The organism is Paraburkholderia sp., assembly GCF_035656215.1.
In the GTDB taxonomy this organism is placed as follows: domain Bacteria; phylum Pseudomonadota; class Gammaproteobacteria; order Burkholderiales; family Burkholderiaceae; genus Paraburkholderia.
Genome location: NZ_DASRSY010000337.1, coordinates 12,941 through 38,448 on the forward strand (window position 1 = coordinate 12,941; position 25,508 = coordinate 38,448).

At 62.6% G+C, this 25,508-nt stretch carries 22 protein-coding genes; 16 read left to right on the forward strand and 6 right to left on the reverse strand.

Annotation, left to right across the window (positions count from 1 at the left end; genetic code table 11):
- Positions 1–20: 20 nt before the first annotated feature.
- The 8 genes from VFE81_RS19625 to bioB all read left to right on the forward strand — a co-directional run bounded on the left by VFE81_RS19625 (position 21) and on the right by bioB (position 9,905).
- Entirely contained in the window at positions 21–698 is a 678-nt protein-coding gene (locus VFE81_RS19625) for an SDR family oxidoreductase (RefSeq protein WP_325046185.1), read from the forward strand.
- A 36-nt stretch (positions 699–734) separates the two neighbouring features.
- Positions 735–1,865, forward strand: a complete 1,131-nt coding sequence (locus tag VFE81_RS19630; RefSeq protein ID WP_325046186.1) for an acyl-CoA dehydrogenase family protein — start codon at positions 735–737, stop codon at positions 1,863–1,865.
- A 7-nt stretch (positions 1,866–1,872) separates the two neighbouring features.
- Positions 1,873–2,322 carry a YchJ family protein gene (locus VFE81_RS19635; RefSeq protein ID WP_325046187.1) on the forward strand — a complete coding sequence of 150 codons (450 nt, stop codon included), beginning with the start codon at positions 1,873–1,875 and terminating at the stop codon, positions 2,320–2,322.
- A 584-nt stretch (positions 2,323–2,906) separates the two neighbouring features.
- Positions 2,907–4,181: a dienelactone hydrolase family protein gene (locus VFE81_RS19640; protein WP_325046188.1), complete on the forward strand. Its 1,275-nt coding sequence runs from the start codon at positions 2,907–2,909 to the stop codon at positions 4,179–4,181.
- A gap of 1,345 nt (positions 4,182–5,526) precedes the next feature.
- Positions 5,527–6,876, forward strand: coding sequence for an adenosylmethionine--8-amino-7-oxononanoate transaminase (gene bioA / locus VFE81_RS19645; protein WP_325046189.1), 1,350 nt, complete (start codon positions 5,527–5,529; stop codon positions 6,874–6,876).
- Positions 6,876–8,060, forward strand: coding sequence for an 8-amino-7-oxononanoate synthase (gene bioF / locus VFE81_RS19650; protein WP_325046190.1), 1,185 nt, complete (start codon positions 6,876–6,878; stop codon positions 8,058–8,060). Before bioA ends, bioF begins: the two co-directional genes overlap by 1 nt.
- Positions 8,057–8,788, forward strand: a complete 732-nt coding sequence (gene bioD, locus VFE81_RS19655; protein ID WP_325046191.1) for a dethiobiotin synthase — start codon at positions 8,057–8,059, stop codon at positions 8,786–8,788. The genes bioF and bioD overlap by 4 nt, the downstream gene beginning before the upstream one ends.
- A 34-nt stretch (positions 8,789–8,822) precedes the next feature.
- Positions 8,823–9,905, forward strand: a complete 1,083-nt coding sequence (gene bioB / locus VFE81_RS19660) for a biotin synthase BioB (protein ID WP_325046192.1) — start codon at positions 8,823–8,825, stop codon at positions 9,903–9,905.
- A gap of 153 nt (positions 9,906–10,058) precedes the next feature.
- On the opposite strand, the gene VFE81_RS19665 is transcribed toward bioB, so the two are convergent.
- Positions 10,059–11,084 (reverse strand): sulfate ABC transporter substrate-binding protein, encoded by a 1,026-nt coding sequence (locus tag VFE81_RS19665; protein ID WP_325046193.1) that lies wholly within the window; start codon positions 11,082–11,084, stop codon positions 10,059–10,061.
- A 193-nt stretch (positions 11,085–11,277) separates the two neighbouring features.
- A complete protein-coding gene (locus tag VFE81_RS19670; protein WP_325046194.1) occupies positions 11,278–11,880 on the reverse strand; it encodes an alpha/beta hydrolase in 603 nt (200 codons plus the stop codon).
- 323 nt (positions 11,881–12,203) lie between these two features.
- Between VFE81_RS19670 and VFE81_RS19675 the strand changes: the two genes are divergently transcribed.
- The 6 genes from VFE81_RS19675 to VFE81_RS19700 all read left to right on the forward strand — a co-directional run bounded on the left by VFE81_RS19675 (position 12,204) and on the right by VFE81_RS19700 (position 16,398).
- Complete coding sequence (locus VFE81_RS19675; RefSeq protein WP_325046195.1) at positions 12,204–13,145, forward strand: glyoxylate/hydroxypyruvate reductase A; 942 nt, start codon at positions 12,204–12,206, stop codon at positions 13,143–13,145.
- 144 nt (positions 13,146–13,289) lie between these two features.
- Entirely contained in the window at positions 13,290–14,216 is a 927-nt protein-coding gene (locus VFE81_RS19680; RefSeq protein ID WP_325046196.1) for a hydroxymethylglutaryl-CoA lyase, read from the forward strand.
- 29 nt (positions 14,217–14,245) lie between these two features.
- Entirely contained in the window at positions 14,246–14,767 is a 522-nt protein-coding gene (locus VFE81_RS19685; protein ID WP_325046197.1) for a YbaK/EbsC family protein, read from the forward strand.
- Positions 14,768–14,771: 4 nt separating this feature from the next.
- The gene (locus tag VFE81_RS19690) at positions 14,772–14,999 is read left to right on the forward strand and encodes a DUF1289 domain-containing protein (protein ID WP_325046198.1); all 228 of its coding nucleotides are present in this window, start codon (positions 14,772–14,774) and stop codon (positions 14,997–14,999) included.
- Positions 14,996–15,481, forward strand: a complete 486-nt coding sequence (locus VFE81_RS19695; RefSeq protein ID WP_325046199.1) for a MaoC family dehydratase — start codon at positions 14,996–14,998, stop codon at positions 15,479–15,481. Before VFE81_RS19690 ends, VFE81_RS19695 begins: the two co-directional genes overlap by 4 nt.
- Positions 15,478–16,398 carry an MBL fold metallo-hydrolase gene (locus VFE81_RS19700; protein WP_325046200.1) on the forward strand — a complete coding sequence of 307 codons (921 nt, stop codon included), beginning with the start codon at positions 15,478–15,480 and terminating at the stop codon, positions 16,396–16,398. Before VFE81_RS19695 ends, VFE81_RS19700 begins: the two co-directional genes overlap by 4 nt.
- Positions 16,399–16,738: 340 nt before the next feature.
- Here VFE81_RS19700 and VFE81_RS19705 read toward each other — a convergent pair whose 3' ends face one another.
- Entirely contained in the window at positions 16,739–17,638 is a 900-nt protein-coding gene (locus VFE81_RS19705; RefSeq protein ID WP_325046201.1) for a DMT family transporter, read from the reverse strand.
- A 114-nt stretch (positions 17,639–17,752) separates the two neighbouring features.
- On the opposite strand from VFE81_RS19705, the gene VFE81_RS19710 reads away from it, so the two are divergent.
- On the forward strand, positions 17,753–18,223 hold the full coding sequence (locus VFE81_RS19710) for an Lrp/AsnC family transcriptional regulator (protein WP_325046202.1): 471 nt from the start codon (positions 17,753–17,755) through the stop codon (positions 18,221–18,223).
- 133 nt (positions 18,224–18,356) lie between these two features.
- On the opposite strand, the gene VFE81_RS19715 is transcribed toward VFE81_RS19710, so the two are convergent.
- Positions 18,357–19,247, reverse strand: coding sequence for an alpha/beta hydrolase (locus tag VFE81_RS19715; protein WP_325046203.1), 891 nt, complete (start codon positions 19,245–19,247; stop codon positions 18,357–18,359).
- Between the two features lie 314 nt (positions 19,248–19,561).
- On the opposite strand from VFE81_RS19715, the gene VFE81_RS19720 reads away from it, so the two are divergent.
- Positions 19,562–20,521, forward strand: coding sequence for a nitronate monooxygenase family protein (locus VFE81_RS19720; protein WP_325046204.1), 960 nt, complete (start codon positions 19,562–19,564; stop codon positions 20,519–20,521).
- A gap of 6 nt (positions 20,522–20,527) precedes the next feature.
- Here VFE81_RS19720 and VFE81_RS19725 read toward each other — a convergent pair whose 3' ends face one another.
- Positions 20,528–24,265 carry a methylmalonyl-CoA mutase family protein gene (locus VFE81_RS19725; protein ID WP_325046205.1) on the reverse strand — a complete coding sequence of 1,246 codons (3,738 nt, stop codon included), beginning with the start codon at positions 24,263–24,265 and terminating at the stop codon, positions 20,528–20,530.
- Between the two features lie 224 nt (positions 24,266–24,489).
- Positions 24,490–25,434, reverse strand: coding sequence for a LysR family transcriptional regulator (locus VFE81_RS19730; RefSeq protein ID WP_325046206.1), 945 nt, complete (start codon positions 25,432–25,434; stop codon positions 24,490–24,492).
- Positions 25,435–25,508: the final 74 nt, after the last annotated feature.

Below are 25,508 nucleotides of genomic sequence, written 5' to 3' on the forward strand. Positions count from 1 at the left end.
CGAGGGCTTGAGGTGATTCGATGAAGACAGTGTTGATCGTCGGTGCATCGCGCGGCATCGGTCAGGAGTTTGTGCGGCAGTACAGGAAGAGCGGCTGGCGCGTGCTCGCCACCGCGCGCGACGGCGCTGCACTCGACGCGTTAAAGGCGCTCGGCGCGGAGACCTTTTCACTCGACGTCACCGTGCCCGAGGAAATTGCCGCGCTCGGCTGGAAGCTCGACGGCGAACGGCTCGACGCGGCAGTGCTGGTGTCGGGCGTGTACGGCCCGCGCACGGAAGGCCTCGAGACGATCACCGCCGACGATTTCGACCAGGTCATGCATACCAACGTGCGCGGCCCGATGCAGCTGATCCCGATCCTGCTGCCGCTCGTCGAAGAGGCCGGCGGTGTGTTCGCGGTAATTTCAAGCAAGATGGGCAGCATCGGCGATGCAAGCGGCACGACCGGCTGGCTGTATCGGGCGAGTAAGGCGGCGCTGAACGACGCGCTGAAGATCGCCTCGCTCGAAACAACACGCGCCACGTGTATTTCACTGCACCCCGGCTGGGTGCGCACCGACATGGGTGGCGCGCAAGCGGCGATCGATCCGGCGCGTAGCGTCACCGGCATGCGTGACGTGCTCGCGCAGGCAGCGGCGGCACCCGAAGCGTTCAACGGACGCTTCTATCAATACGACGGCACGGCGCTCGACTGGTAAAGAGACACGTGGAGAGATTAACGAGGAGACCAAGCCATGGTGCTTGATCAGGATCACCAGATGATCCGCGATGCGGTGCGTACGTTCGTCCGCGAAGCGGTCACCCCGCACGCAGCGCAATGGGACCGTGAGCGCATCTTTCCGAAGGACGTGCATCGCCAGCTCGCCGAACTCGGCGCGTATGGCGTGCTGGTGCCCGAAGCGTACGGCGGCGCCGGCATGGATGCGCTGGCGCTCGCGTTGATCCTCGAAGAAATTGCTGCGGGCGACGGCGGCACCTCGACCGCGATTTCGGTCAACAACTGCCCGGTATGCAGCATCCTGCTGACCTATGGCAACGACGCGCAGAAACGCGACTGGCTCACGCCGCTCGCGCGCGGCGAGATGCTCGGTGCGTTTTGTCTGACTGAACCGCAAGCGGGCTCGGACGCCTCCGCGCTGCGCACCACCGCGACACGCGATGGCGACGGCTACGTGTTGAACGGCGTCAAACAGTTCATCACGAGTGGCAAGAACGGCAACGTCGCGATCGTCATGGCCGTGACCGACAAGGCGGCGGGCAAGCGCGGCATCAGCGCGTTTATCGTGCCTACCGATACGAAGGGCTACGTCGTTGCGCGTGTCGAAGAAAAGCTCGGTCAGCATTCGTCGGACACGGCACAGATTATTTTCGAGGATTGCCGTGTGCCGGCCGCGAACCTGATCGGCGCGGAAGGCGAAGGCTATCGGATTGCGCTATCGGGGCTCGAAGGCGGACGCATCGGTATCGCGGCGCAGAGCGTCGGCATGGCGCGCGCCGCGTTCGAGGCGGCATTGGGCTATGCGAAAGAGCGCGAGAGCTTCGGCCAGCCGCTGTTTTCGCACCAGGCCGTGCAATTCCGTCTCGCCGATATGGCGACCCAACTCGGAGCCGCGCGTCAGTTGATCTGGCACGCCGCATCGCTAAAAGATGCCGGCCAGCCGTGCCTGACCGAAGCGGCCATGGCCAAGCTGTTCGCTTCCGAAGCCGCGGAGCGTATCTGCTCGGCAGCCTTGCAGATTCATGGCGGCTACGGCTATCTGAGCGACTTCCCCGTCGAACGCATCTACCGCGATGTGCGCGTGTGCCAGATCTACGAAGGCACCAGCGACATCCAGAAAATTTTGATCGCGCGCGGTCTTGCCTGAAAGCCTGATGAATAAGCCATTGTTGTCAACGCAACGACCGTCCGACTGTCCCTGCGGCGGCGCCGCGCCCGATCAGCGCAGCGGCGCCAAACCGCCGCGCTTCGCGCAATGTTGTGGCCGCTATATTGATGGCGGCGAAGCGGCACCGCGCGCGCTCGAACTGATGCGCTCGCGTTACAGCGCATATGTTGTGGGCGCAACGGATTATTTGCGCGCGACCTGGGCACCGCACACCTGCCCCACGGATCTCGACACCGACCCTGCCGCCCCCGACGCGCCGCGTTGGCTCGGACTGCAGATCAAGACCTTCGCCGAAACCAACGCCGATCATGCAACGGTCGAATTCGTCGCACGATACAAGATAGGCGGCCGCGCCCACCGGCTACACGAACTGAGTCGCTTCGTACGTGGCGAAGACCGATGCTGGCGCTATGTCGACGGCGACGTGCGCGAATAAGCCGCACCTTCCAAAGCCTTACACAACTCAACTACGTAACTCCCAGCGTGATCACATATGGCCCTCAAACGAGGGCTTTTTTTCGTGTTGGCTCGACACCACAGCCCGCACGATGCGACGAATTGCTTCGTGCAGCCAGGCACCGCGAGATCGGCGCTTTGCAGCCGCCCGGCAGGCGAAGGTGCCTCGATCCACATGCGGCAATTTTTTCGTCGCGGGTTCTCCTTGATTGCACAAAACAAAATTGTCGTGCCAGGATGAGGCCGTAGGTTTGTGACGTCACGTTGCGAGAACAGGTCCATACCGATTCCGCAAAATGCGCAGGCGCCCAGCCGAGCCCATCAGTCAGGGGTCGACGGCGGTGCCGGGCAGCGTCTGTGGCGCTCATCATCGGCGCGTGGGGTCGCGTCGGCCATTTGGGTTTATCCCGTGCGATCTCGATTAGCGTGCGTGCGCTTGGCGCACTTCGTACGCGAGTGTGTTTTTGTTTGTCGAAAACGCTAATGAAAGGCAATTGTTAGCGATGACATTCGACAGACAAAACATCACGGTGTTCAGGGCAGGTTTTTGAGGCAGGTGCGTCAATGGTGTTCAGCAAGGTTCTGACGAAGGGTGCGGTGATGTGTGCAACGGCGATCTGCGCTGTCGCACTCGCGCATGCCGACCCCCTCGCCGACACCCAGACGGGGCCGCTCACCCGTGCACACGTGCCGCGCATCGCGCTCGACGACGACGTCTATCTGCCCACTGCGGGCCTCAACGAACAGATCATCCGCGTACCGGTCAACGCTGCCGGCACGGTCACGCTCGAAACGACGATTTACAAACCGGACGGCGCAGGCCCGTTTCCGATGATCGTTTTCAACCACGGCAAGATTCCCGGCGACCCGCGCACGCAGGAGCGCAGCGACCCACTGCCGTTCGCGCGCGAATTCGTGCGCCGCGGCTACGTGGTGGTGGCGCCGAACCGTCAGGGCTTCGGCCATTCGGACGGCACTTATCAGCAGGACGGCTGCGACGTCGAACGCAACGGCGTCGGTCAAGCCGGCGACGTGGCCGCGACGATCGATTTCATGTCGAAGCAGCCGTACGTGGATGCGACGCACATTGTGGTGGCCGGTACCTCGCACGGTGGCCTTGCGACGATAGCTTATGGTCCTGAGGCTGCACCGGGCGTGCGGGCCTTGATCAATTTCTCGGGTGGTTTGCGGCAGGACGCATGTGCTGACTGGCAGGGCAACCTGACGCACGCATTCGGCGCGTATGGCGAAAAAACGAAGGTGCCATCACTGTGGTTGTATGGCGATAACGATTCGGTATGGACCGCGCCGCTGGTGGCCGGCATGTATGCCGCGTATGCCGCGCACGGTGCGAGCGCGAAGATGGTGGATTTCGGCAACTACAAGAATGACGCACATCGGCTCGTGGGCGATCGCGATGGCGTGCATGTGTGGTGGCCTGCGGTCGAGGCGTTTCTCGCTCAAGCGGGTATGCCTACTGGCGTTCAATATCGGGTCGATGATCCTTCAGCGCCGAAGGCGAGCGGGTTTGCTGCTGTCGATGCAGTCAACTCTGTCCCGTTTGTCGACGAAGCGGGCCGCAATGGATATCGCAACTTCCTGCATCAGTACCCTAGCCGGGCTTTTGCTGTGTCGGATACGGGGGCTTGGTCGTGGGCGGAAGGCGGCGACAATCCGATGTCGGTCGCTATTGCGAATTGCCAGAAGCAGAGTTCGGCGCCTTGCCGGTTGTATGCGGTGGATAACTCCGTTGTATGGGGGGCTCAGTCTTCGCAGACGGCGGAGTCTTCTTCGTCTGGCTCTGATAGTGAGCGACGGGCTATTGCTAGTCGGAATTAAGGGTTAGGTTTTGGCCTGTTCCGCGCGTCTTGTCTGATGGCCTATGGCGTTGGGCTTTCCTTGATCTGTTTGCCTAGTCGGCGCTTGTTTGTCTGTTGACCTGTGGCGTTCGCCATTCCCTGATTTGTTTGCCTGCGCGGCGCTTGTTCGTCTGGTTGCCTGTGGCGTTGGCCTTTCCTTGTTTTCTTAGTGGTCTATTAGCGTCGCCCCTGTGCGGGGCGGGCACCTACTTCTCTTTGCCGCCGCAAAGAGAAGTAGGCAAGAGAAAGCGGCTCAAACCGCTAATTCTTAAGCGGGCCCCCGCACAGTCGCGGTAGTGGTGCATCTGGAATCTGTGTTCTCGCACATTCGACGTGAGTGACGAGGCCGTCATACTTCCGGCGGCGCTGCGCGCGCCGACGCGTACTTCAAAGAACCGATCGCCGCGTTTTCGCCCTCGCGCTCCATTCGGCGCCCCGCCAAAGCAAAGCCAATGGTCCCCACTGCGCTTAAACGAAGCCCTTGGTTCCCCACGCAACGCCGTCGTCGCGGAGGCGAAGCCGACGGCTCCTACCACGCCCAAACGAAACCTCTAGTTTCCCCAGCAACGGCGCCGTCGCCGAGGCGGAACCGATGGCCCCCACACGCTCAAACGAATCCCCTGGTTTCCCCAGCAACGCCGCCGCCGCCGAGGCGAAGCCGACGGCTCCTACTACGCCCAAACGAAGCCTCTGGTTTCCCGTGCATGCCCATCCGCGACGCACGCAGTGCGGAGTGGGAGCTGATGAGCCCCTTGTCGTTCACGCGGAATGTGCGAGGGCACGGATTCCAGATGCACCACTACCGTGGCTGTGCGGGGGGCCCGCTTAAGAGTTAGCGGTTTGAGCCGCTTTCTCTTGCCTACTTCTCTTTGCGGCGGCAAAGAGAAGTAGGTGCCCGCCCCGCACAGGGGCGACGCTAATAGACCACGAAGAAATCAAGGAAAGGCCAAAAAGCCAGACCAACGAAAGGCCAACGCCACAGGCATACAGACAAAAAAGCGCCGCGCAGGCAAAAAAACAAGCAACCCCGCCCTAAACCCCAAATTCCCGCCCACAAGGTCCAACTACTTTGCCGTCGTCAACTCCGCCGATCAGCGAGCTTCAGAACAAAACTGAAACGACCTGCATCGAACAGCGCCAAACCCCAGCGCCGCAGGCAAAAACCAAACCCCAGCCCCTGGTGCACAGCGCGAAATAAACCGCTAATCTCGACCCCGCACGCCTTCCCAAGGCCGCGCGCAGCGCAAAGAAAAAAAGCGCAGCGCGAATGAAGGCCCGAAAAAAGCCAGCCGGGCAGCAGGCAAAAAAGCACCCTGGAGTACCTTTTGGAAAACTCAGCATCCCCTGAAGACTGGATCACCCGCAGCCTGCGTGCCGTCTGGCACCCCTGCACCCAGATGAAGCATCACGAGCGCCTGCCGCTAATCCCGGTTGCACGAGGCCAGGGCGCGTGGCTTTACGACCGCGCAAACAACCGTTATCTGGACGCGATCAGCTCCTGGTGGGTCAACCTGTTCGGTCACGCCAACCCGCGCATCAACGCGGCACTGAAAGATCAGCTCGACACGCTAGAACACGCGATGCTCGCCGGCTGCACGCATGAACCGGCCATCGAACTCGCGGAGCGCCTCAGCGCGCTCACCAACAACACACTCGGTCACGCGTTCTTCGCGTCCGATGGCGCATCGGCGGTCGAAATCGCGCTGAAGATGAGCTTCCACTCGTGGCGCAATCGCGGCTTCGCGGACAAGCAGGAATTCGTCTGCATCGCCAACGGCTATCACGGCGAAACCATTGGCGCACTCGGCGTCACCGATGTCGCACTCTTCAAAGACGCCTACGATCCGTTGATCCGCAACGCACACGTCGTCGCTTCGCCCGATGCGCGCCTGACGCAAGCCGGCGAAAGCGCAGCCGACGTCGCACGCCGCGCGCTCGATCAGGTTCGCTCGTTGTTCGAAGCACGCGCCACGAAAATCTCCGCGCTGATCGTCGAGCCGCTCGTGCAATGCGCGGCCGGCATGGCGATGCACGACGCGTCGTATATCGCCGGCTTGCGCGCGCTCTGCGATCAGTACGGCGTGCATCTGATCGCCGATGAAATCGCCGTCGGTTGCGGACGCACGGGAACCTTCTTTGCATGCGAACAAGCCGGTATCTGGCCGGACTTCTTATGTCTGTCGAAAGGCATCAGCGGCGGCTATCTGCCGCTTTCGATCGTGCTGTCGCGCGATGAAATTTTCCAGGCCTTCTATCACGACGATACCGCGCGCGGCTTCCTGCACTCGCATTCGTACACGGGCAATCCGCTCGCATGCCGCGCGGCGCTCGCCACGCTCGATCTGTTCGCGAGCGACAACGTACTCGCCGTCAACGTGCAGAAGTCCGCGAAGTTGAAGGCCGCGCTCGCACCGCTCGCCGAACACAAGCAGGTGCGCAATCTGCGTCAGTGCGGCACGATCTTCGCGTTCGATGCAGTGATCGACGACGCTCAGCAAGCCAAAACATTCTCGCGCCGCTTCTTCGAAAACGCGTTGCAGCGCGAACTGCTGCTGCGCCCGATTTCGACCACGGTGTATCTGATGCCCCCCTACATCCTCGACGACGAAGAAATCGCGCTGCTCGCCTCGCGCACACGCGAGACCTTCGAAGCGACGCTCGCGGAGACCCGCTAATGCAATTGCTCGACACGCTCACACAAGGCCTCAAGGAAATCGATGAACGCGGCCTGCGCCGTCGGCGCCGCACCGCCGACACGCCGTGCGCCGCGCACATGACGGTCGACGGCCGCGCAATCATCGGCTTCGCCAGTAACGACTATCTCGGGCTCGCCGCGCATCCGCTATTGATCACTGCTATCGCAGAAGGCGCGCAACGCTACGGCGCGGGCAGTGGCGGCTCGCATCTGCTCGGCGGCCACTCGCGCGCGCATGCACAACTGGAAGACGATCTGGCCGAATTCGTCGGTGGATTCGTGGATACGCCACGCGCGCTCTATTTCAGCACCGGCTACATGGCAAATCTCGCGACGCTCACCGCGCTCGCGGGCCGGGGCACGACGCTCTTCTCCGATGCGCTGAATCACGCGTCGCTGATCGACGGCGCGCGCCTGTCTCGCGCCGACGTGCAGATCTATCCGCATTGCGATATGGAAGCGTTGAGCGCGATGCTCGAGGCGTCGGACGCCGACGTCAAAGTCATCGTCTCCGATACCGTGTTCAGCATGGACGGCGATATCGCGCCCCTAGCGCGTTTGCTCGAACTCGCGGAACAGCACGGCGCGTGGTTGATCGTCGACGATGCGCACGGTTTCGGCGTACTCGGTCCGCAAGGCCGCGGCGCAATCGCCGAGGCCGCGTTGCGCTCGCCGAATCTGATCTCGATCGGCACGCTTGGCAAGGCCGCAGGTGTTTCGGGCGCTTTTGTCACCGCTCATGAGACCGTGATCGAATGGCTCGTGCAACGCGCGCGTCCGTACATCTTCACGACCGCTTCGGTTCCCGCTGCAGCGCATGCCGTGTCGGCGAGTCTGCGCATTATCGGTGGCGAAGAAGGTGACGCGCGGCGCGCCCATCTCCAGCAATTGATCAGACGCACGCGCGCCATGCTAAAAGCCACGCCGTGGCTGCCGGTCGATTCGCACACCGCCGTGCAACCACTGATCATCGGGGCGAACGATGCCACGCTCGACATCGCGGCCACGCTCGATCGCGCGGGTCTCTGGGTGCCGGCGATCCGTCCGCCGACCGTGCCCGCGGGTACGTCGCGGCTGCGCATTTCGCTTTCCGCCGCGCATTCGCAAGCGGATCTGGACCGGCTCGAAGCGGGCTTGCAACAACTCGGGGCGAAGGCGGCATGATTGGTTCGAGTCAAAGCGCGCTGTCGTTATTCGTCACCGGCACCGATACGGAAATCGGCAAGACGTTCGTGTCCGCAGCGCTTCTGCGCGGCTTCGTTCGCGAAGGCCTGCAAGCCGCCGCGATGAAGCCGATTGCCGCGGGCGCATTCGAAGTCGACGGCGTCTTGCATAACGAAGACGCGGATCAGCTCGACGCGGCGTCGAGCGTCCTGCTGCCGCCAGCGATTCGCACGCCCTATCTGTTGAAGGAACCCGCCGCGCCGCACATCGCCGCCGCGCTGGAAAACGTTACGTTCGATCTCGACCACATCGTCGATTGTCATGCGCAAGCTTTGAAGCAAGCCGAGATCGTCGTAGTCGAAGGCGTCGGCGGTTTTCGCGTGCCGCTGACCGTGACGCAAGACACCGCCGATCTCGCCGTCGCGCTGAAACTGCCGGTCGTACTGGTGGTCGGCATGCGCCTCGGCTGCATCAGCCATGCGCTGCTCACCGCTGAAGCGATCACTGCGCGCGGCCTCACGCTTGCCGGCTGGGTGGCGAATCGCGTCGATCCCGACATGACGTTCCCCGACGAAAACATTGCCTCGATTCGCGAGCATCTTGCGCGTGAACACGACGCGCCCCTGCTCGGCATCGTGCCGCATTTGAGCCCGATTTCGCCCGAACTCGCGGCGGATCAACTCGACATCAACCGACTCCTGCAGACGCTGCGTCACGCGCAGCGCTGAAAACCCATTACATCCGTCCACGAGGATTGACGACATGACGCAACTGAACATCGCTCCGACGCCAGCCGCCGCCAACAACAATGCCGCAGCAGGCGCCAAGCCGGTGGCCAAGTGGCGCGTCGCCGACATCGTCGCGTTGTACGAACTGCCGTTCAACGACCTGATGTTCCGCGCGCAGCAAATCCACCGCGAGCATTTCGACGCCAACACCGTGCAACTGTCAACGCTGCTGTCGATCAAGACGGGCGGTTGCGAAGAAGATTGCGCGTACTGTCCGCAGTCGGTGCATCACGACACGGGCCTGCAAGCCGACAAGCTGATGCCGGTCGATGAAGTCCTGGCCGCTGCAAAGGTCGCCAAGGAAAACGGCGCGACGCGCTTCTGCATGGGCGCGGCGTGGCGCAATCCGAAGGACCGCCACCTCGAGCCGATCAAGGACATGATCCGCGGTGTAAAGGCGATGGGCCTCGAAACCTGCGTGACGCTCGGCATGCTCGAGACGCATCAGGCGCAAGGTCTGCGCGATGCGGGTCTCGACTACTACAACCACAACCTCGATACGTCGCCGGAGTTCTACGGCCAGATCATTTCAACGCGCACGTATCAGGACCGTCTCGACACGCTGGAGCGCGTGCGCGATGCGGGCATCAACGTATGCTGCGGCGGTATTGTCGGTTTGGGCGAATCGCGCCGTGAGCGCGCCGGCCTGATCGCGCAACTGGCGAACATGGAGCCGTATCCGGAATCGGTGCCCATCAACAACCTGGTGCAAGTGGAAGGTACGCCGCTGACCGGCACCGAAGCAATCGATCCGTTCGAATTCGTCCGAACGATCGCGGTTGCCCGCGTCACGATGCCGCGCGCAATGGTGCGTCTGTCGGCTGGCCGCGAGCAGATGGACGAAGCGTTGCAGGCCTCGTGTTTCCTGGCTGGCGCGAACTCGATTTTCTACGGCGACCAGTTGCTGACCACCAGCAACCCGCAAGCCGAAGCGGACCGCAAACTGCTCGAGCGCCTTGGTATTCGCGCGGAAGCGGCGCAGCAGATGCCGCTGGATCAAAGCGGCTGCGAGCATAGCTGCGCACATGATCAAAACGCGCACGCTGCGCCGAACTAAAGCACTGCGCGTACGAGGCGTGTGTGATCAAATACACGCATAAAAAAGGCCGCCTCGTTTCTGAACTGCATCCCAAAGTAAGTTGGGCATCTGTCCGACGATTCGGGATGCAGTTCAGAAACGAGGCGGCCTTCTTACGTCTGACGCAGAGATTTACTTCTTGTCCACGATGATCTGATCGAACGTCCCACCATCGGAGAAATGCGTTTGCTGCGCTTTCTGCCAGTTGCCGAACATCTCTTCAACGGTGAAGGTCTTGATCGACTTGAACTCCGCCGCATGCTTCGCGAGCACGTTCTTGTCGCGCGGCCGCAGATGATGCTCCGCAATGATTTCCTGCGCGGCCGGCGACCACAAATAGTCGAGGTACGCCTGCGCTTCCTTGCGCGTGCCGCGCTTGTCGACCACCTTGTCGACGATCGATACCGGTGGTGCAGCCAGCAGGCTCACCGACGGATACACCGCTTCGAAATTGCCCGCGCCCACACCCGTGTCGATCAACGACACTTCGTTCTCGAACGTCACCAGCACGTCGCCGATGCCGCGTTGTGTAAACGTGGTCGTCGCGCCGCGGCCGCCCGTGTCGAGCACCGGCACGTTTTTGAAGATCGCCTTTTCGAAGTCGAGCGCCTGGGCATCGGTGCCGCCGTGTTGCTTGCGATAGCCCCACGCCGCCAGATACGCGTAGCGGCCGTTACCCGAGGTCTTCGGATTCGCGATCACCACTTGCACGCCAGGTTTGGCGAGATCGTCCCAGTCCTTGATGTGCTTCGGATTGCCCTTGCGCACGAGGAACACCATCGTCGTGGTGTACGGGGCGCTGTCGTCCGGCAAACGCGCGCGCCAGTTGGCGGGTACCAGTTGGCCCTTTTCGGCGAGCAGGTCGATGTCGTTCGGCTGGTTCATCGTCACGACGTCAGCCTGCAGTCCTTGCAATACCGACAGCGCCTGCGCGCTCGACGCGCCATGCGACTGGCGAATCGAGACCGTCTCGCCGCTCTTCTGCTTATATGCCGCGATGAAGCCGGCGTTGATGTCCTTGTACAACTCGCGCGTCACGTCGTACGACACGTTGAGCAGCGACGTGTCCGCGTGCGCGGTCGAGATCCCGCTGAGCGCGAGCGTCATTGCCGTCATGCCGGCTGCGAACCAGCGTGATGTCCCCGTCTTGCCTGCCATCCTGTCCCCGCCTATCGATGATAAAAATCTGTGGCCGCACAATCGTGCAGCGTGAAGCGGGATTCTAACGGATCGCTTACTTGTTCACTCGCGCTCGACTGGGCGCTCAGTTATGCATCTGATGACGCAATCACCTGTCCGGCAATCGACACCGAAACGCCGGACGGAAGCACTCAAACCCACTCAAACTCACTCAAACGAACGCGTGCTGCGCGACCTCGAACGCCTCCTCGCGAAAGCGCAGCGGCGCCGCGCAATGCACCAGCGTATCGACGAAATACTTGGCACGCGGCCACGGACCGAATCCCGCCGCGGTGTTGATGTGTCCCGCGTCGCCAAGATTGACGAATGCGCTGCCGAAACGCTGTGCGAGATCGCGCGACCCGGCGAGCGGCATCCACGGGTCGGTTTCGCTGCCGATCAGAATCGACGGCACGCCAAGGCGCCGTGCGTCGAACGGTCCGGCAAAGGCGAATTTCTCCGGGCTCGCAGGCGCGACGAACAGCACACCGACCACGTCGTTCGCATAAGAGGCCTGCTGCAACGCATGCGCAGTCGCAAGGCAGCCGAAGCTGTGGGCGGCCAGCACGAACGGCCCACGCTCGCGCGCGATCAGATCGCGCAGCGACTTCGCCCAGACAGCGACGTCCGGAGCGTCCCAATCGGCCTGTTCGACGCGCAGCGAGCGCGCGAATTGCCTCTCGAGCCATGTTTGCCAGTGCGCGCCCTCGCTGCCGTGCAGACCGGGAACGGTGACGAGCCGCGGCGGCCATGTCGATTTGGTGCATGAAAGCATGTCTGTCCCTCGCTGCCGGAATCCGGAAAATGATTGTCCCGCCAGGCGCGGCAGGGGTGAACCAAGTTTTTGTGCTTTGGTTATGGGGTGAATGTGCAGCCGCCGCGCCAAGCCGAGGTACGTAGCCAAGCCGGTGTTGCCGCCAAAACCGCACGCTCGTGCGCAAACGCACGCGATTCGCCTCGAAAAAGTAGAATGAAGCCTATCCATAAAAGGAGGAGGCCCATGCCGCAAGCGTCGTCTGAAGCGCCGCGGGCGCTGCAGCCGTACTTTCGGGCCTTTCCCGCCACCAGACTCGACAACGCACGCGCCTTCCGGACCGTATGAAAATCCTCTTCTACATGCCGCATGCCGACGCCGCCGCGTGGCTTCACGACTTCGCCCGTGCGCTGCCGGAAGCCGATCTGCGCGAATGGCAGACGGGCGACACCGAACCGGCCGACTTCGCGGTCGTATGGCGCCCGCCACGTGAGATGCTGGCCGGCCGCGACGATCTGCGCGCGATCTTCAATCTCGGCGCGGGCGTCGATGCAATCCTCGCGCTCGAACACGAACAACCCGGCACGCTGCCGCGCAACGCCCAGTTGATCAGGCTCGAAGACACCGGCATGGCGCCGCAAATGGCCGAGTATGTGACGCATGCGGTGCTGCGCTACCTGCGCCGTTTCGACGAATATCAAACGCTGCAAAGCGAGCACCGCTGGGAAGTGCTCGATCCGCATCCGCGCGAGACCTTCACCGTCGGCGTGCTCGGGCTGGGTGTGCTCGGTGCGCATGTCGCACAAGCGGTCGCGGCGTTCGGCATGCCGGTGCGCGGGTATAGCCGCGGTGCGCGGCAAGTCGACGGCATTACGACGTTCGCAGGCGTTGCGCAGTTCGATGCGTTTCTCGACGGCGTGAAAGTGCTGGTGAATCTGCTGCCGCATACGCCGGATACGGGCGACGTGCTGAACAAACGCACCTTTTCGAAGCTCGTGAAGGGGGCGTATCTGATCAACGTCGCACGCGGCGGCCACCTGGTCGAACAGGATCTGCTCGAAGCGCTCGCAAGCGGCCAACTCGCCGCCGCGACGCTGGACGTGTTTCGCGAAGAACCGTTGCCGGCCGATCATCCGTTCTGGCAGGAGCCGCGCATCACGATTACGCCGCACATCTCCGCGCTCACGTTGCGCGAAGACAGCGTCGCGCAGGTTGCACGAAAAATGGCAGCGCTGATGCGCGGCGAAACGGTTACCGGCGTGGTCGATATTGAGCGTGGATACTGAGCGTGGAGACTGAACTCGGATATCGAGCACGGGTTTTGAACACTACTGAATCGAACTGAAGGAGCGCCGCCACGCGCGGGCTCATTGCATGGGACCGGAGTAATGCGCTAAAGCGCAAACTCCGGTCGACACAGGAGACACATCATGGCCTTGCCCCAACGCGTCAAAATCGTCGAAGTCGGTCCGCGTGACGGCCTGCAGAACGAGAAAGAATTCGTCGCCACCGCGATCAAGATCGAGTTGATCAACCGCTTGTCCGCAGCGGGTGTTCGCAACGTCGAAGCAGCGTCGTTCGTGTCGCCGAAATGGGTGCCGCAAATGGCCGACGGCGCCGACGTCATGGCCGGCATCGAGCGCCGTGCCGGCACGATCTACTCGGTGCTGACGCCGAACCTGCGCGGTTTCGAAGGCGCGCTCGCCGCGCGCGCGGACGAGATCGTGATCTTCGGCGCCGCCAGTGAAGCGTTCTCGCAGAAGAACATCAATTGCAGCATCGCGGAAAGCATCGATCGATTCGCGCCCGTCGCTCAGGCGGCCAAGGAACACGGCCTGCGGATTCGCGGCAGCGTGTCGTGTGCGCTCGGGTGTCCGTATCAAGGCGAAGTGCCGGTGGCGTCGGTGGTCGACGTGGTCGAACGTTTCGCGGCCCTCGGCTGCGACGAGATCGATATCGCGGATACGATCGGTGTCGGCACGCCGAAACGCTCGCGCGAAGTGTTCGAAGCGGTCACCAAGGTATTCTCGCGTGAACGTCTGTCGGGTCACTTCCACGACACCTACGGTCAGGCGCTCGCGAACATCTACGCCGCGTTGCAGGAAGGCATCGAGATCTATCACGCTTCAGTGGCAGGGCTCGGCGGCTGCCCGTATGCGAAGGGCGCGACCGGCAACGTCGCGACCGAAGACGTGCTGTATCTGATGAACGGCCTCGGCATCGAAACCGGCATCGACCTCGCGCAAGTTGTCGCGATCGGCGATTTCATTTCGACGTCGATCGGCCGGCCCAACGTCTCGCGCGCCGGCAAGGCGCTGCTTGCCAAAGCACGCAGCGAACAGGCCAACTGCGTCTGACCCTTGCAATCCATTCAGGACATAGAACAATGACGGATCACGCTTCCCTCGATTCCGACGATCTCGCCGCGTTGCCCGACTCCGCACGCCGCGTCGCACTGTTGTTGCGTGAACGCGGCCACGCTGGGCGGATCGTGATGCTGCCGGAAACCGGCAAGACCTCCGCGGAAGCCGCAACCGGTCTCGGCTGCTCGGTCGCGCAGATCGCCAAGTCGATCCTGTTTCGCCGCCGCAAAGACGACGCACCGGTACTGGTGATCGCGAGCGGCGCGAATCGCGTCGACGAAAAAAAGGTCGCGGCGCAAGTCGGCGAGATCGGCCGTGCAGACGCGAAGTTCGTCCGCGAGAAAACCGGTTATGCGATCGGCGGTGTATGCCCGATCGGCCACGCCACGGAACCGGTCACGCTGATCGATGCCGATCTGCTGGAACTCGACAGTCTGTGGGCCGCCGCGGGTCATCCGCATGCGGTGTTCAATTTGACAGCACAGGAATTGATCGCGTTGACGGGTGCACCGGTGATCGACGTGGCGTTGCGCGAGACGGTGTGAAGCCATGATAGCGGGCATCGATAACGAAGACGACGAGGCTGCCGTGCCATCGCCCTGCATCAGCGTGTGCAAGATGGACGCTTCGACCGGTTGGTGCGAAGGCTGCTTGCGCACGATCGACGAAATCGCCGGCTGGTCTTCGTTCGACGACGACGCGAAGCGCGCCATCTGGGACGCGATCGAGGAGCGCCACGCGGAGTTCATGGCGAAACAGGCAAAGGCGCAACGATGAACGCAGCGCCGCGTATCGTGACGATCGGCGAAACGTTCAGTTCAACGCTGGAACTATCGGCCGAATCGGTGAAATCGTTCGCCACGCTCGTCAACGACTTCAACCCGTTGCATCACGACGATGCATACGCCGCGCAAAGCCGCTTCGGCGGTTTGATCGCGTCCGGCACGCAACCCACCGCGTATTTCATGGCGCTGCTGGCGACGCATTTTTCGACCTACGCGCAACCGCTCGGACTCGAGTTCGATATCAAGCTGAAGAAAGCCGTCCACGCAAACGATACGCTGACGATCACCTGGCGCGTGCGCGACGCTTACTGGAAGCCGAGTCTGAACGGCGATCTGACGCATCTCGAGGGAACCGTGGTGAATCAGCGCGGCGACACCATGTTGATCGGCACGTCGACGATCCTGGTGATGCCGAAACCGGACGCGTCGGCACATTCAAACGCGGACACACGCATGGGCAAAAGCACACTATGATCACGCTACCGGAATCGATCCGGGTCTTCGAACGCGGCTGGCTGTCGTCGAACAACGTGCTGCTGGTCGACGACACGTGTGCGGCACTCGTCGATACCGGTTACGCGACGCACGCGCCGCAAACCCTCGCGCTGCTCAGGCAGGCGCTCGGCGCGCGACCGCTCGATCTGATCGTCAACACGCATCTGCATTCGGATCACTGCGGCGGCAACGCGCTATTGCAGTCGACGTGGCCATGCCGTACCGCAATTCCCGCCTCCGAAGCCGACGCGGTGCGCGATTGGGACGAAGCCCGCCTGACGTTTCGCGCCACTGGTCAGCATTGCGAGCGCTTTAACTTCACCGAAACGATCGCGCCCGGCGCGCAACTGCGGCTCGGCGCGCTCGATTGGCAAGTGCTCGGCGCACCAGGCCACGATCCACATTCGTTGATGCTGTATTGCCCGGACGAGCGCATTCTGATCAGCGCGGACGCGCTGTGGGAAAACGGCTTTGGTGTGATTTTTCCCGAACTGGAAGGCGAAAGCGGTTTCGCCGAGGAGCAGGCGGTGCTCGAAGCCATTGCGAAGCTCGACGTGCGGCTCGTGATTCCCGGCCATGGCGCGCCCTTCACGAACGTCGAGCAGGCGCTTGAACGGGCGTTTTCGCGCGTCGCATGGCTGCGCGCCGATCCGGCGCGTAATGCGAAGAATGCGTTGAAGGTGTTGATCGTGTTCAAGCTGCTCGAAGTCCGCGCGATGCGCTTCGACACCCTGCTGCAGATGGTCGACGATGCCACCGTGATGCGCGCCGCCGCGGCAATGCTCAAGCCGCGTGGCGAATGGCCCACGTTGGTGCACACAATTGTCGAGGAGCTGGCGGCCAGAAACGGGCCATTGGAAATCGATGGCGAGCGCATTGTCGCGCGCCCGGCATGACGCGCACGGGGCTGGCGATAAGCGGCGTACGGCACGCGAAAACACCATAAACGTCGCCACAAAAAGAAAGCCGCTCGACTACCAAGGCGAGCGGCGGAAATTCTGTCGGACGTGATCAGCGTCGAAGTGAATCATACGCGTGCCGGTTTTTTGACCGCATCAGTAATTTCCCTACAGAAGCTTGACGCCGCCTTGCAAACCAGCATACAGACCACGCTACGAAGCCCCGTAGTGGCGCGAGTTCGGCGTCATTGGTCCGTTTATATGAACAAAGCAGCGCTGCTGTTGCTCCGGAATCCATAGTATTACCGGCCACTCCATCGGCACCGCAACCCTTACATCAGGTCGAAGACAGGCGTTTCTGAGGCACGATCCGCCAGCCGAGATTCACGCCGGCGGCCGCGACCAGGATCAGCACTGCACCGAGCACCTGAATCCACGCGAGCTTCTGCCCGAACGCGACCCGATCGACGATGATCGCCACCACCGGATAGATGAACGACAACGCGCCGGTCATCGAGGTCGGCAGCTTCTGGATCGCACCGTAGAGCAGCACGTACATGAGCCCGGTGTTGACGACTCCGAGCACGATCAGTTCGAGCCACTGTACGCCGCTAGTCGGCAACGCATCGAAGTGCACGAACGGCGTCAGCATCACGACGCCGAGCGACACCTGAATCAGTGCAATCAGATGTGGTGGCGTGCCCTTGAGGCGCTTTGTGATGATCGACGAGACCGCATACATGGCCGCCGCGCCCACGGCATAGGCGACGCCGACCAGATACTGTCCCGGCACCGCCAACACCGCCGGCTCGACCTTCACCACGAACACGAGGCCAATAAACGCGACCACCAGCCAGGCGACCGTCGACGCGCTGATGCGCTCGCGAAACACCAGCGCACCGAGCGCGACCAGCATGAACGGCTGCGTGTTGTAAACGGCGGTTGCCATCGAAATCGAAGCGCGCGAATAGGCCGCGAACAGCAACACCCAGTTGATGACGATAGCCGCGCCGCCGATCAGCGCGAGGCCGAGCATCTTCCACGAAAAGAGCTTGCGCCTGAACAGGCCGAGCACGGCGCACACGAGCGCCAGCGTCGCCCCGCCGAAGATGCAGCGAAAGAACACCACGTTGAACGGGCTCTGCTGCGACGACACCACCAGCCAGCCGATGGTGCCGGACATCAGCATGGCCATGGTCATTTCCGCCGCGCCGCGGCGAATTTCATTTGACGCCATGATTCGATCCTCGAATTGATTCCTGCATGAGAAGCAGTGTAATTAATCCAATCGCCCGAATACATGGCTAAACTTAAAACTTCCTGCGAGGGAACCTAATAATCGAAGGCCATCATGACCAAACGCCTTGCTCCCGCCACACCCGCGACACTCGATGAAACCGACCGCGCGCTGCTCGCCGCCCTGGCGGTGGACGCCCGCCAGCCGGTCAGCGAACTGGCCCGTCTGGTTGGCCTTTCGGCACCAAGTACGGCGGAACGCGTCCGAAGGCTCGAAGCGCAAGGCGTGATCGAGCGCTTCACCGTGCAGATCGATCCGCGCGCGCTCGGCTTTACGTTGCAGGCAATCGTGCGCGTGAAGCCCTTGCCCGGGCAGTTGCATCTGGTGGAGGACGTGATCAGGCGGATCCCGGAGTTTGTCGAATGCGACAAGGTGACGGGCGACGACTGCTTCATCTGCCGCCTATATTTGCATTCGATCGAGCAGCTCGACGAAATTCTGTCGAGGGTCACCGAGCGCGCGGAAACCAGCACCGCAATCGTCAAGTCGACGCCGGTCGCGCGCCGCTTGCCGCCGTTAGGCTGAGCGAGGCGCGCGTCAGAGGCACCCCGCGCCTGCGAGAAACGGTGGCCGCATCGAGCGGTGAACGAAACACCAGCCGCGTCACGCATGGGCGAGCCGGCGGCCGCACATTGTGTACGACCCCAGCCGCTTACTCTTACTGTTCGACCGCTTCGAAGAACGACAGCATTTCCGCGACCAGTTCGTCCGATGCCTCTTCCGGAATGTAATGCCCGCACGGCAATGATCGCCCGCTCACGTCCCGCGCGACGTGACGCCATTCCGCCAGCGCGTCGAAGCACTTCTCGATCACACCCTTATCGCCCCACAGCACACGCAGCGGACAGCCGATCTTGTGGCCGCGCTCGATGTCGGCACGGTCGTGTTCGAGGTCGATGCTCGCCGACGCCCGGTAGTCCTCGCACATCGCATGCACGGCACCGGGTTGCGCCAGCGCGCTGCGATAGGCGTTGAGCGCTTCGGGCATGAACGGCGCCAGACCCGCGTGACGGCTACCCATCACCGCATCGACATACGCGGCCGGGTTTGCGCCGATCAGCGTCTCCGGCAGCGGTTCGGGCTGGATCAGGAAGAACCAGTGGAAGTAATACGTGGCGAAGGCGCGATCAGTGGCTTCGTACATCGCGAGCGTCGGCGCAATGTCGAGCAGCATCAAACGTTCGACGGCCTCGGCATGATCCAGCGCCATCCGGTGGGCGACCCGGGCGCCGCGATCATGTGCGCACACCAGGAAACGTTCGAAACCGAAGTGGCGCATCACGGCGACCTGATCGGCCGCCATCGCGCGTTTGGAATACGGCGTGTGGTCGGCGTCGCTCGGCGGTTTGCCCGAGGCGCCGTAACCGCGCAAGTCGGTCGCAATGACGGTGAAGTGTTCGGCCAGTTGCGCCGCGCAACGCTGCCAGATCAGATGCGACTGCGGGTGGCCGTGCAGCAACAGAAGGGGCGGCCCTGCCCCGCCCTTCACTCCGAAAATATCGACGTCGCCCACGGCGACACGAAAGGGCGTGAAATCCTCGAAGGCCATAGCGGGTCTCTTGTCGTTTAGGAGTCAAAGCATTGTAGGAGCGCAATGTGTCGGCGCGGGGTGGGATAGCCCACGCAAGCGTAGAACCTGAACACTCCTTCCAACTGTTCTAAACGGACATGACGCGGCAGGTTCGCCTATAATCGAACGATCGTTCTTAAATTTTTGGGCGACCGTGGAAAATGCGTGGTGATGAAATCGCGGCGGCGGCATGATGCCGGTCAGCCTCGACGCACCCCAGGCCATGTGCCGCTAAACTCACAATCGCCGGGCGTACTACACCGCACCGGTCCGCTTATCAGGAGACTCGCACCATGGCATTGCCCGCCGTCCTGCAAAAACTCGCACTGCCCGTCGTCGCTTCGCCGATGTTCATCGTCAGCTATCCCGAACTCGTGTTGGCTCAATGTAAGGCTGGCATCGTCGGCTCGTTCCCTGCGCTGAATGCTCGCCCGGCCGAACTGCTCGACGAATGGCTCACGCAGATTCAGGCACAGCTCGCCGAGCACAAGGCGGCCAACCCCGACGCGATCATCGGACCGATCGCCGTCAACCAGATCGTCCATCAGTCGAATACGCGGCTCGAGCACGACGTGCGGGTGTGCGTCGAGCACAAGATACCGATTTTCATCACCAGCCTGCGCGCACCGGCACGCGAGATCGTCGACGCGGTGCATAGCTACGGCGGCATCGTGCTGCACGACGTGATTAACCTCCGGCATGCGCAGAAGGCCCTGGAAGCGGGCGTCGATGGGCTGATCCTGGTGGCGTCGGGTGCGGGCGGCCATGCAGGTACGACCTCGCCGTTCGCGCTGGTCGGCGAAGTGCGGCGCATGTTCGACGGCCCGATCGTGCTGTCCGGTTCGATCGCCAACGGCGGCTCGATTCTCGCCGCGCAGGCAATGGGCGCGGACCTCGCCTACATGGGCACGCGTTTCATCGCGACCAAAGAAGCGCACGCGGTCGACAGCTACAAGCAGGCGATCGTCAATTCCACGGCGTCAGACATCATCTACACGAACCTGTTCACCGGCGTGCACGGCAACTACATCCGCGAAAGTATTCTGAACGCGGGGCTGGACCCGGACGCGCTGCCGGAATCGGACAAGACCGCGATGAACTTCGGCAGCGACAAGGCGAAGGCGTGGAAAGACATCTGGGGCGCAGGCCAGGGCGTCGGCTTGATGGATGATGTGCCGAGTGTCGGCGAACTGGTCGAGCGCCTGTCGAAGGAATATAACGACGCGAAAGCGCGCCTCGGCATCGCGCGGTAAGCGCAGTCACATATTGCGGCGGTACTGTCCGCCCACTTCAAACAACGCGTGCGTGATTTGCCCAAGCGAGCAGACACGTACGACGTCCATCAGCACCGCGAACACGTTGTCATCGTCGATTACGGCGCGCTTCAGGCGTTCGAGCGCCGCGGGCGCGTCGCCACAGTGCTGCGTCTGAAAATCGCGCAGACGCTTCAACTGGCTCTGCTTTTCTTCGTCGGTGGAGCGGGCCAGCGCGATCGGCTGCGGCGCTTCATGCGGATGCGTGCTCAAAAACGTGTTTACGCCGACGATCGGATACGAGCCATCATGCTTGCGATGCTCGTACAGCATCGACTCATCCTGAATCCGCCCGCGCTGATAGCCGGTTTCCATCGCGCCGAGCACGCCGCCGCGCTCGGTGAGTCGATCGAATTCCGCCAGCACCGCTTCTTCCACCAGATCGGTCAGCTCCTCGATCACGAAGCTGCCCTGATTCGGATTCTGATTCTTCGCCAAGCCCCATTCGCGGTTGATGATTAACTGGATCGCCACCGCACGGCGCACTGAATCTTCGGTGGGCGTGGTGATCGCTTCGTCGAATGCATTGGTGTGCAGCGAATTGCAGTTGTCGTAGATCGCGATCAGCGCCTGCAGCGTGGTGCGGATATCGTTGAAGTCGATCTCCTGCGCATGCAGGCTGCGGCCCGAGGTCTGCACGTGATACTTGAGTTTCTGGCTGCGCTCGTTCGCGCCGTAGCGTTCGCGCATGGCAATCGCCCAGATGCGTCGCGCGACACGGCCGAGCACCGTGTACTCCGGGTCCATGCCGTTCGAAAAGAAGAACGACAGATTCGGCGCGAAATCATCGATTGACATGCCGCGCGCGAGATACGCCTCGACATACGTGAAGCCGTTCGCGAGCGTGTAGGCCAGTTGCGAGATCGGATTCGCGCCGGCCTCGGCGATGTGATAGCCGGAGATCGACACCGAATAGAAATTGCGCACGCCGTGATCGACAAAGTACGCCTGAATATCGCCCATGACTTTCAGGCTGAACTCGGTCGAAAAGATGCACGTGTTCTGGCCTTGGTCTTCCTTCAGGATGTCGGCTTGTACCGTGCCGCGCACGTTTTCAAGCGCGATGCGGCGGGCGGCGGCGAGTTCGTCCTCCGTGAGCGGACGGTCTTGCTGCTGCGCCATGCGCGCGATCTGCTGATCGATCGCGACGTTGAAGAACATCGCGAGAATCGTCGGCGCCGGGCCGTTGATCGTCATCGATACCGACGTCTCAGGCGCGCACAGATCGAAGCCGTCGTAGAGCGTTTTCATGTCGTCGAGCGTTGCGACGGAGACGCCCGAGTTGCCCACCTTGCCGTAGATGTCCGGCCGCTCGTGCGGCTCTTCGCCGTAGAGGGTGACCGAGTCGAACGCCGTCGAAAGACGTTTGGCCGGCATGCCTTCGGAGAGCAATTTGAAGCGGCGATTGGTGCGGAACGGATCGCCTTCGCCCGCGAACATCCGTGTCGGGTCTTCGTTTTCGCGGCGGAATGGGAACACGCCGGCAGTGAACGGAAAGTAGCCGGGAAGATTGTCGAGCATCAGCCAGCGCAGGATTTCGCCGTGGTCGACGAATTTCGGCAGCGCGACTTTGCGGACCTCGGAACCGGATAGTGTCGTAACGGTGAGCGCGGTGCGGATTTCGCGATCGCGAATGCGGACGATGTGTTCGTCGCCGGAATAGGCGGCCACGGTTTGCGGCCAGGCTTCGAGCAGCTTGCGTTCGCGCTCGCCGAGGGCGGCGGTGCGTTGGGCGATGAGTGTGTCGAGTTGGGTTGGTGCGTGTTTCGCTGGTTCTGTTTCGGTTGCTGCAGATGCGCTTGCGGTATTTCGGGTTGCTGCTTTTGCAACTGCAGTGGGAGCATCTCGGCCTGCTGCTTTTGCAACCGCATCTGCGCCTCCGGCGCCGCCCGCGTTTGCGCCTGCGCTCGCACCTGCGTCTGAACTCGTGCCTGCGCCTGCGCCTGCGTTCGCGTTCGCGTTCGCTTCGTCGAGCATCCGCCGCGTTTCGGTGAGTTGCCAGCGCTCACGTGCCACGCGTGCTTGCGCGTCGGCGCGCTCGCGGTACGCGTGAACGGTCTGTGCAACATCCGCCAGATATCGCACACGCGCGGGCGGCACGATTGCGTTGCGGCCGCTCGAAAAGCGCAGGTCGTCGAGCATCGGCAGGCGGCCCCCGCCTGAACGCAGACCGTGCGTGCGCAGCGCCTCGGCAACGTGCTGATAAAGCGAGGTCACGCCGTCGTCGTTAAAGCGCGAGGCGATCGTGCCGAACACCGGCATCGCATCAGGCGCCTTCGTGAAGTCGCCGCGATTGCGCTGCACCTGCTTCGCCACGTCGCGCAACGCGTCCGGCGCGCCTTTACGGTCGAACTTGTTGATCGCGACGAAGCTGGCAAAGTCGAGCATGTCGATCTTTTCCAACTGGCTCGCGGCGCCGAATTCGGGCGTCATCACATACAGCGATTCGTCGACGAACGGCACGATCGCCGCGTCGCCCTGCCCGATCCCGGACGTCTCGACAATGATCAGATCGAAGCCCGCGGCCTTGCACAGCGTGAGCACGTCGGACAACGAATCGGTGATTTCACTCGATGCGTCGCGTGTCGCCATCGAGCGCATGTAGACGCGCGCGCCGCCGCCCCAATTGCCGATTGCGTTCATGCGGATGCGGTCGCCGAGCAGCGCGCCGCCGGATTTGCGGCGCGACGGGTCGATAGCCAGCACGGCGATGGTGAGCGCGTCGCCATAGTCGAGACGAAAGCGGCGGATCAGTTCGTCGGTGAGCGAGGATTTGCCGGCGCCCCCGGTGCCAGTGATGCCCAGGACGGGGACCTCGATCGCTTCAGCGAGAACGGATAGTATTTCCTGCTCTGCCGATTTGACGCGGCCCGCTTCGTACGCGCTGATCAGTTGCGCAAGGCGGCGGAAAGTGAAGGTGGCGGGGTCGGGCTGTTCGGTGGTACTGGCTGTGTCGGCGGTGTCGGCTGTGCCGGCTGTGTCGGCTGTGTCGGCTGTGTCGGCTGTGTCGGCGGTGTCGGCGGTGTCGGCGGTCTGATTGGCGTGGAGGGTCTCGGCCGCTTGCCGTGCCTTACCGGAAAGATCGGGCGCGTTGACGTGATCGCCGGCACCTGGCTCGACGTGCGACTCTGCGCGCGGCTCAAAACGCGACAACCCATTCGCCGACAAATCGGCTACCCAATCGCCGACCGTACTTTCCCGTACGGCGGCAGCAGCACGCGCAACTTCAGCGCAGCGCGCAATCATGTCGTCGATCATGCCTTGCAGGCCGAGTCGCTGACCGTCATGCGGCGAGTAGATCTTCTCGACACCGTAACGTTCGAGTTCGGCAATTTCTTCGGGGACGATCACGCCGCCACCGCCGCCGAACACCTTGATGCGCTCACCGCCACGCGCACGCAGCAGATCGACGAGATAACGGAAGTATTCGTTGTGGCCGCCCTGGTAGCTCGACACGGCGACGCCATCGGCGTCTTCTTGCAATGCGGCGGTGGCGACTTCATCAACCGAGCGGTTGTGGCCGAGGTGGATCACCTCTACGCCGCTCGCTTGCAGAATGCGCCGCATGATATTGATCGACGCGTCGTGGCCATCGAACAAGGCAGCGGCGGTGACAAAGCGCAGGCGCCGGCCCGCCGACAGCGTGTGGCCGCCAGCGCGCTGCGGCGTGGAAAGATCGGTCATGTCTCCCCCAGATCGTTACGCGTATGGGTGCTGGCAACCAGTATAGCTAAACGGGTGGGAGCGCCTCGACTGGCCTGGCTGTGCAACTCGGCGCGTCAGTGTCCCGGAGCGCACCGCTTGCTACGCTGGATGACCGGGCGACCGCGCCACTTACCGCGCTGGGTGACCGAACCGGCCGCACCGCTTGCCGCCTGCCCGCTGCACGGCTGCGCTTCTCAGCCCGCCTATCGCACCGCCAGCGCCTTGATCTGCTCGAGCGAAGGCCAGAGCGATTCGTTCGCAAACCGCTCAGCAAGGAAGTCGACAAACGAGCGCACCTTGGCCGACAGATGCCGACGGCTCGCGTAGACCACATGGATTGGTAACTCGCGCGGCGGCACGTCGTCCACCAGCAACGGCACAAGGCGCCCAGCGGCCAGATCGTCGCCGATCACCTCGGTGCCGAGCATCGCGATGCCCGCGCCTTGCAGCACGATCACACGCTGTGCCTCCAGGTGGTTGACGATCAGATTGCCGGACAGACGCACACGCGGCGCGGCATCGCCGGTCGCGGACGCGGACGCGATTTCGAGCGCGGACACACCCGCGTACTGCAAATAGTTGTGGCGCGCCAGATCGGCAACGGTCTTCGGCGTGCCATGCCGGCGCAGATAGGCCGGCGACGCGCACAGCACCAGATGGGCGGTCGCAATCTGCCGCGCGATCAGTGAAGACGACTTCAGTCCGCTCGGCGAAGCCCGGATCGCGACGTCGAAACCTTCGTCGATCAGTTCGACCACGCGATCCGACAGGGTCATGTCGACGGTGACCTGCGGATACTGCGCGGCGTAGTCGGCCACTGCGGCCATCACGTGGCTCAAGCCGAATGCCGACAGCGACGACACCCGCAAGCGCCCTTGCGGCACAACGCTCGCCGCGCCGACCACCTGCTCAGCTTCTTCGAGTTCGGTGAGCACCTGGCTCAGGCGTTCGTAGTATTCGCGGCCCGCCTCGGTCGGCGCAACACGCCGCGTGGTGCGGTTCAGCAAACGCGCGCCGAGCTGCTGCTCGAGGTGCATCACGTGCTTGCTCGCCATGGCTGCCGACATCTCCATCCGTTCAGCCGCGCCGACAAAACTGCCGACTTCGACCACGTGACGGAACACTTTCATGCTGACGAGGGTATCCATCTCAATCGCTCGCTTCAGGAATCAATCGACGTCATTCTGCCGGGTTTATCAAAAGATGGTCGGCAAATCGGGTA

Bases quoted from the DNA above. Each gene is read 5' to 3' on its own strand.
- VFE81_RS19625 (WP_325046185.1), top strand. From the start codon at position 21: ATGAAGACAGTGTTGATCGTCGGTGCATCGCGCGGCATCGGTCAGGAG.
- VFE81_RS19630 (WP_325046186.1), top strand. From the start codon at position 735: ATGGTGCTTGATCAGGATCACCAGATGATCCGCGATGCGGTGCGTACG.
- VFE81_RS19635 (WP_325046187.1), top strand. From the start codon at position 1,873: ATGAATAAGCCATTGTTGTCAACGCAACGACCGTCCGACTGTCCCTGC.
- VFE81_RS19640 (WP_325046188.1), top strand. From the start codon at position 2,907: ATGGTGTTCAGCAAGGTTCTGACGAAGGGTGCGGTGATGTGTGCAACG.
- bioF (WP_325046190.1), top strand. From the start codon at position 6,876: ATGCAATTGCTCGACACGCTCACACAAGGCCTCAAGGAAATCGATGAA.
- bioD (WP_325046191.1), top strand. From the start codon at position 8,057: ATGATTGGTTCGAGTCAAAGCGCGCTGTCGTTATTCGTCACCGGCACC.
- bioB (WP_325046192.1), top strand. From the start codon at position 8,823: ATGACGCAACTGAACATCGCTCCGACGCCAGCCGCCGCCAACAACAAT.
- VFE81_RS19665 (WP_325046193.1), bottom strand. From the start codon at position 11,084: ATGGCAGGCAAGACGGGGACATCACGCTGGTTCGCAGCCGGCATGACG.
- VFE81_RS19670 (WP_325046194.1), bottom strand. From the start codon at position 11,880: ATGCTTTCATGCACCAAATCGACATGGCCGCCGCGGCTCGTCACCGTT.
- VFE81_RS19675 (WP_325046195.1), top strand. From the start codon at position 12,204: ATGAAAATCCTCTTCTACATGCCGCATGCCGACGCCGCCGCGTGGCTT.
- VFE81_RS19680 (WP_325046196.1), top strand. From the start codon at position 13,290: ATGGCCTTGCCCCAACGCGTCAAAATCGTCGAAGTCGGTCCGCGTGAC.
- VFE81_RS19685 (WP_325046197.1), top strand. From the start codon at position 14,246: ATGACGGATCACGCTTCCCTCGATTCCGACGATCTCGCCGCGTTGCCC.
- VFE81_RS19690 (WP_325046198.1), top strand. From the start codon at position 14,772: ATGATAGCGGGCATCGATAACGAAGACGACGAGGCTGCCGTGCCATCG.
- VFE81_RS19695 (WP_325046199.1), top strand. From the start codon at position 14,996: ATGAACGCAGCGCCGCGTATCGTGACGATCGGCGAAACGTTCAGTTCA.
- VFE81_RS19700 (WP_325046200.1), top strand. From the start codon at position 15,478: ATGATCACGCTACCGGAATCGATCCGGGTCTTCGAACGCGGCTGGCTG.
- VFE81_RS19705 (WP_325046201.1), bottom strand. From the start codon at position 17,638: ATGGCGTCAAATGAAATTCGCCGCGGCGCGGCGGAAATGACCATGGCC.
- VFE81_RS19710 (WP_325046202.1), top strand. From the start codon at position 17,753: ATGACCAAACGCCTTGCTCCCGCCACACCCGCGACACTCGATGAAACC.
- VFE81_RS19715 (WP_325046203.1), bottom strand. From the start codon at position 19,247: ATGGCCTTCGAGGATTTCACGCCCTTTCGTGTCGCCGTGGGCGACGTC.
- VFE81_RS19720 (WP_325046204.1), top strand. From the start codon at position 19,562: ATGGCATTGCCCGCCGTCCTGCAAAAACTCGCACTGCCCGTCGTCGCT.
- VFE81_RS19725 (WP_325046205.1), bottom strand. From the start codon at position 24,265: ATGACCGATCTTTCCACGCCGCAGCGCGCTGGCGGCCACACGCTGTCG.
- VFE81_RS19730 (WP_325046206.1), bottom strand. From the start codon at position 25,434: ATGGATACCCTCGTCAGCATGAAAGTGTTCCGTCACGTGGTCGAAGTC.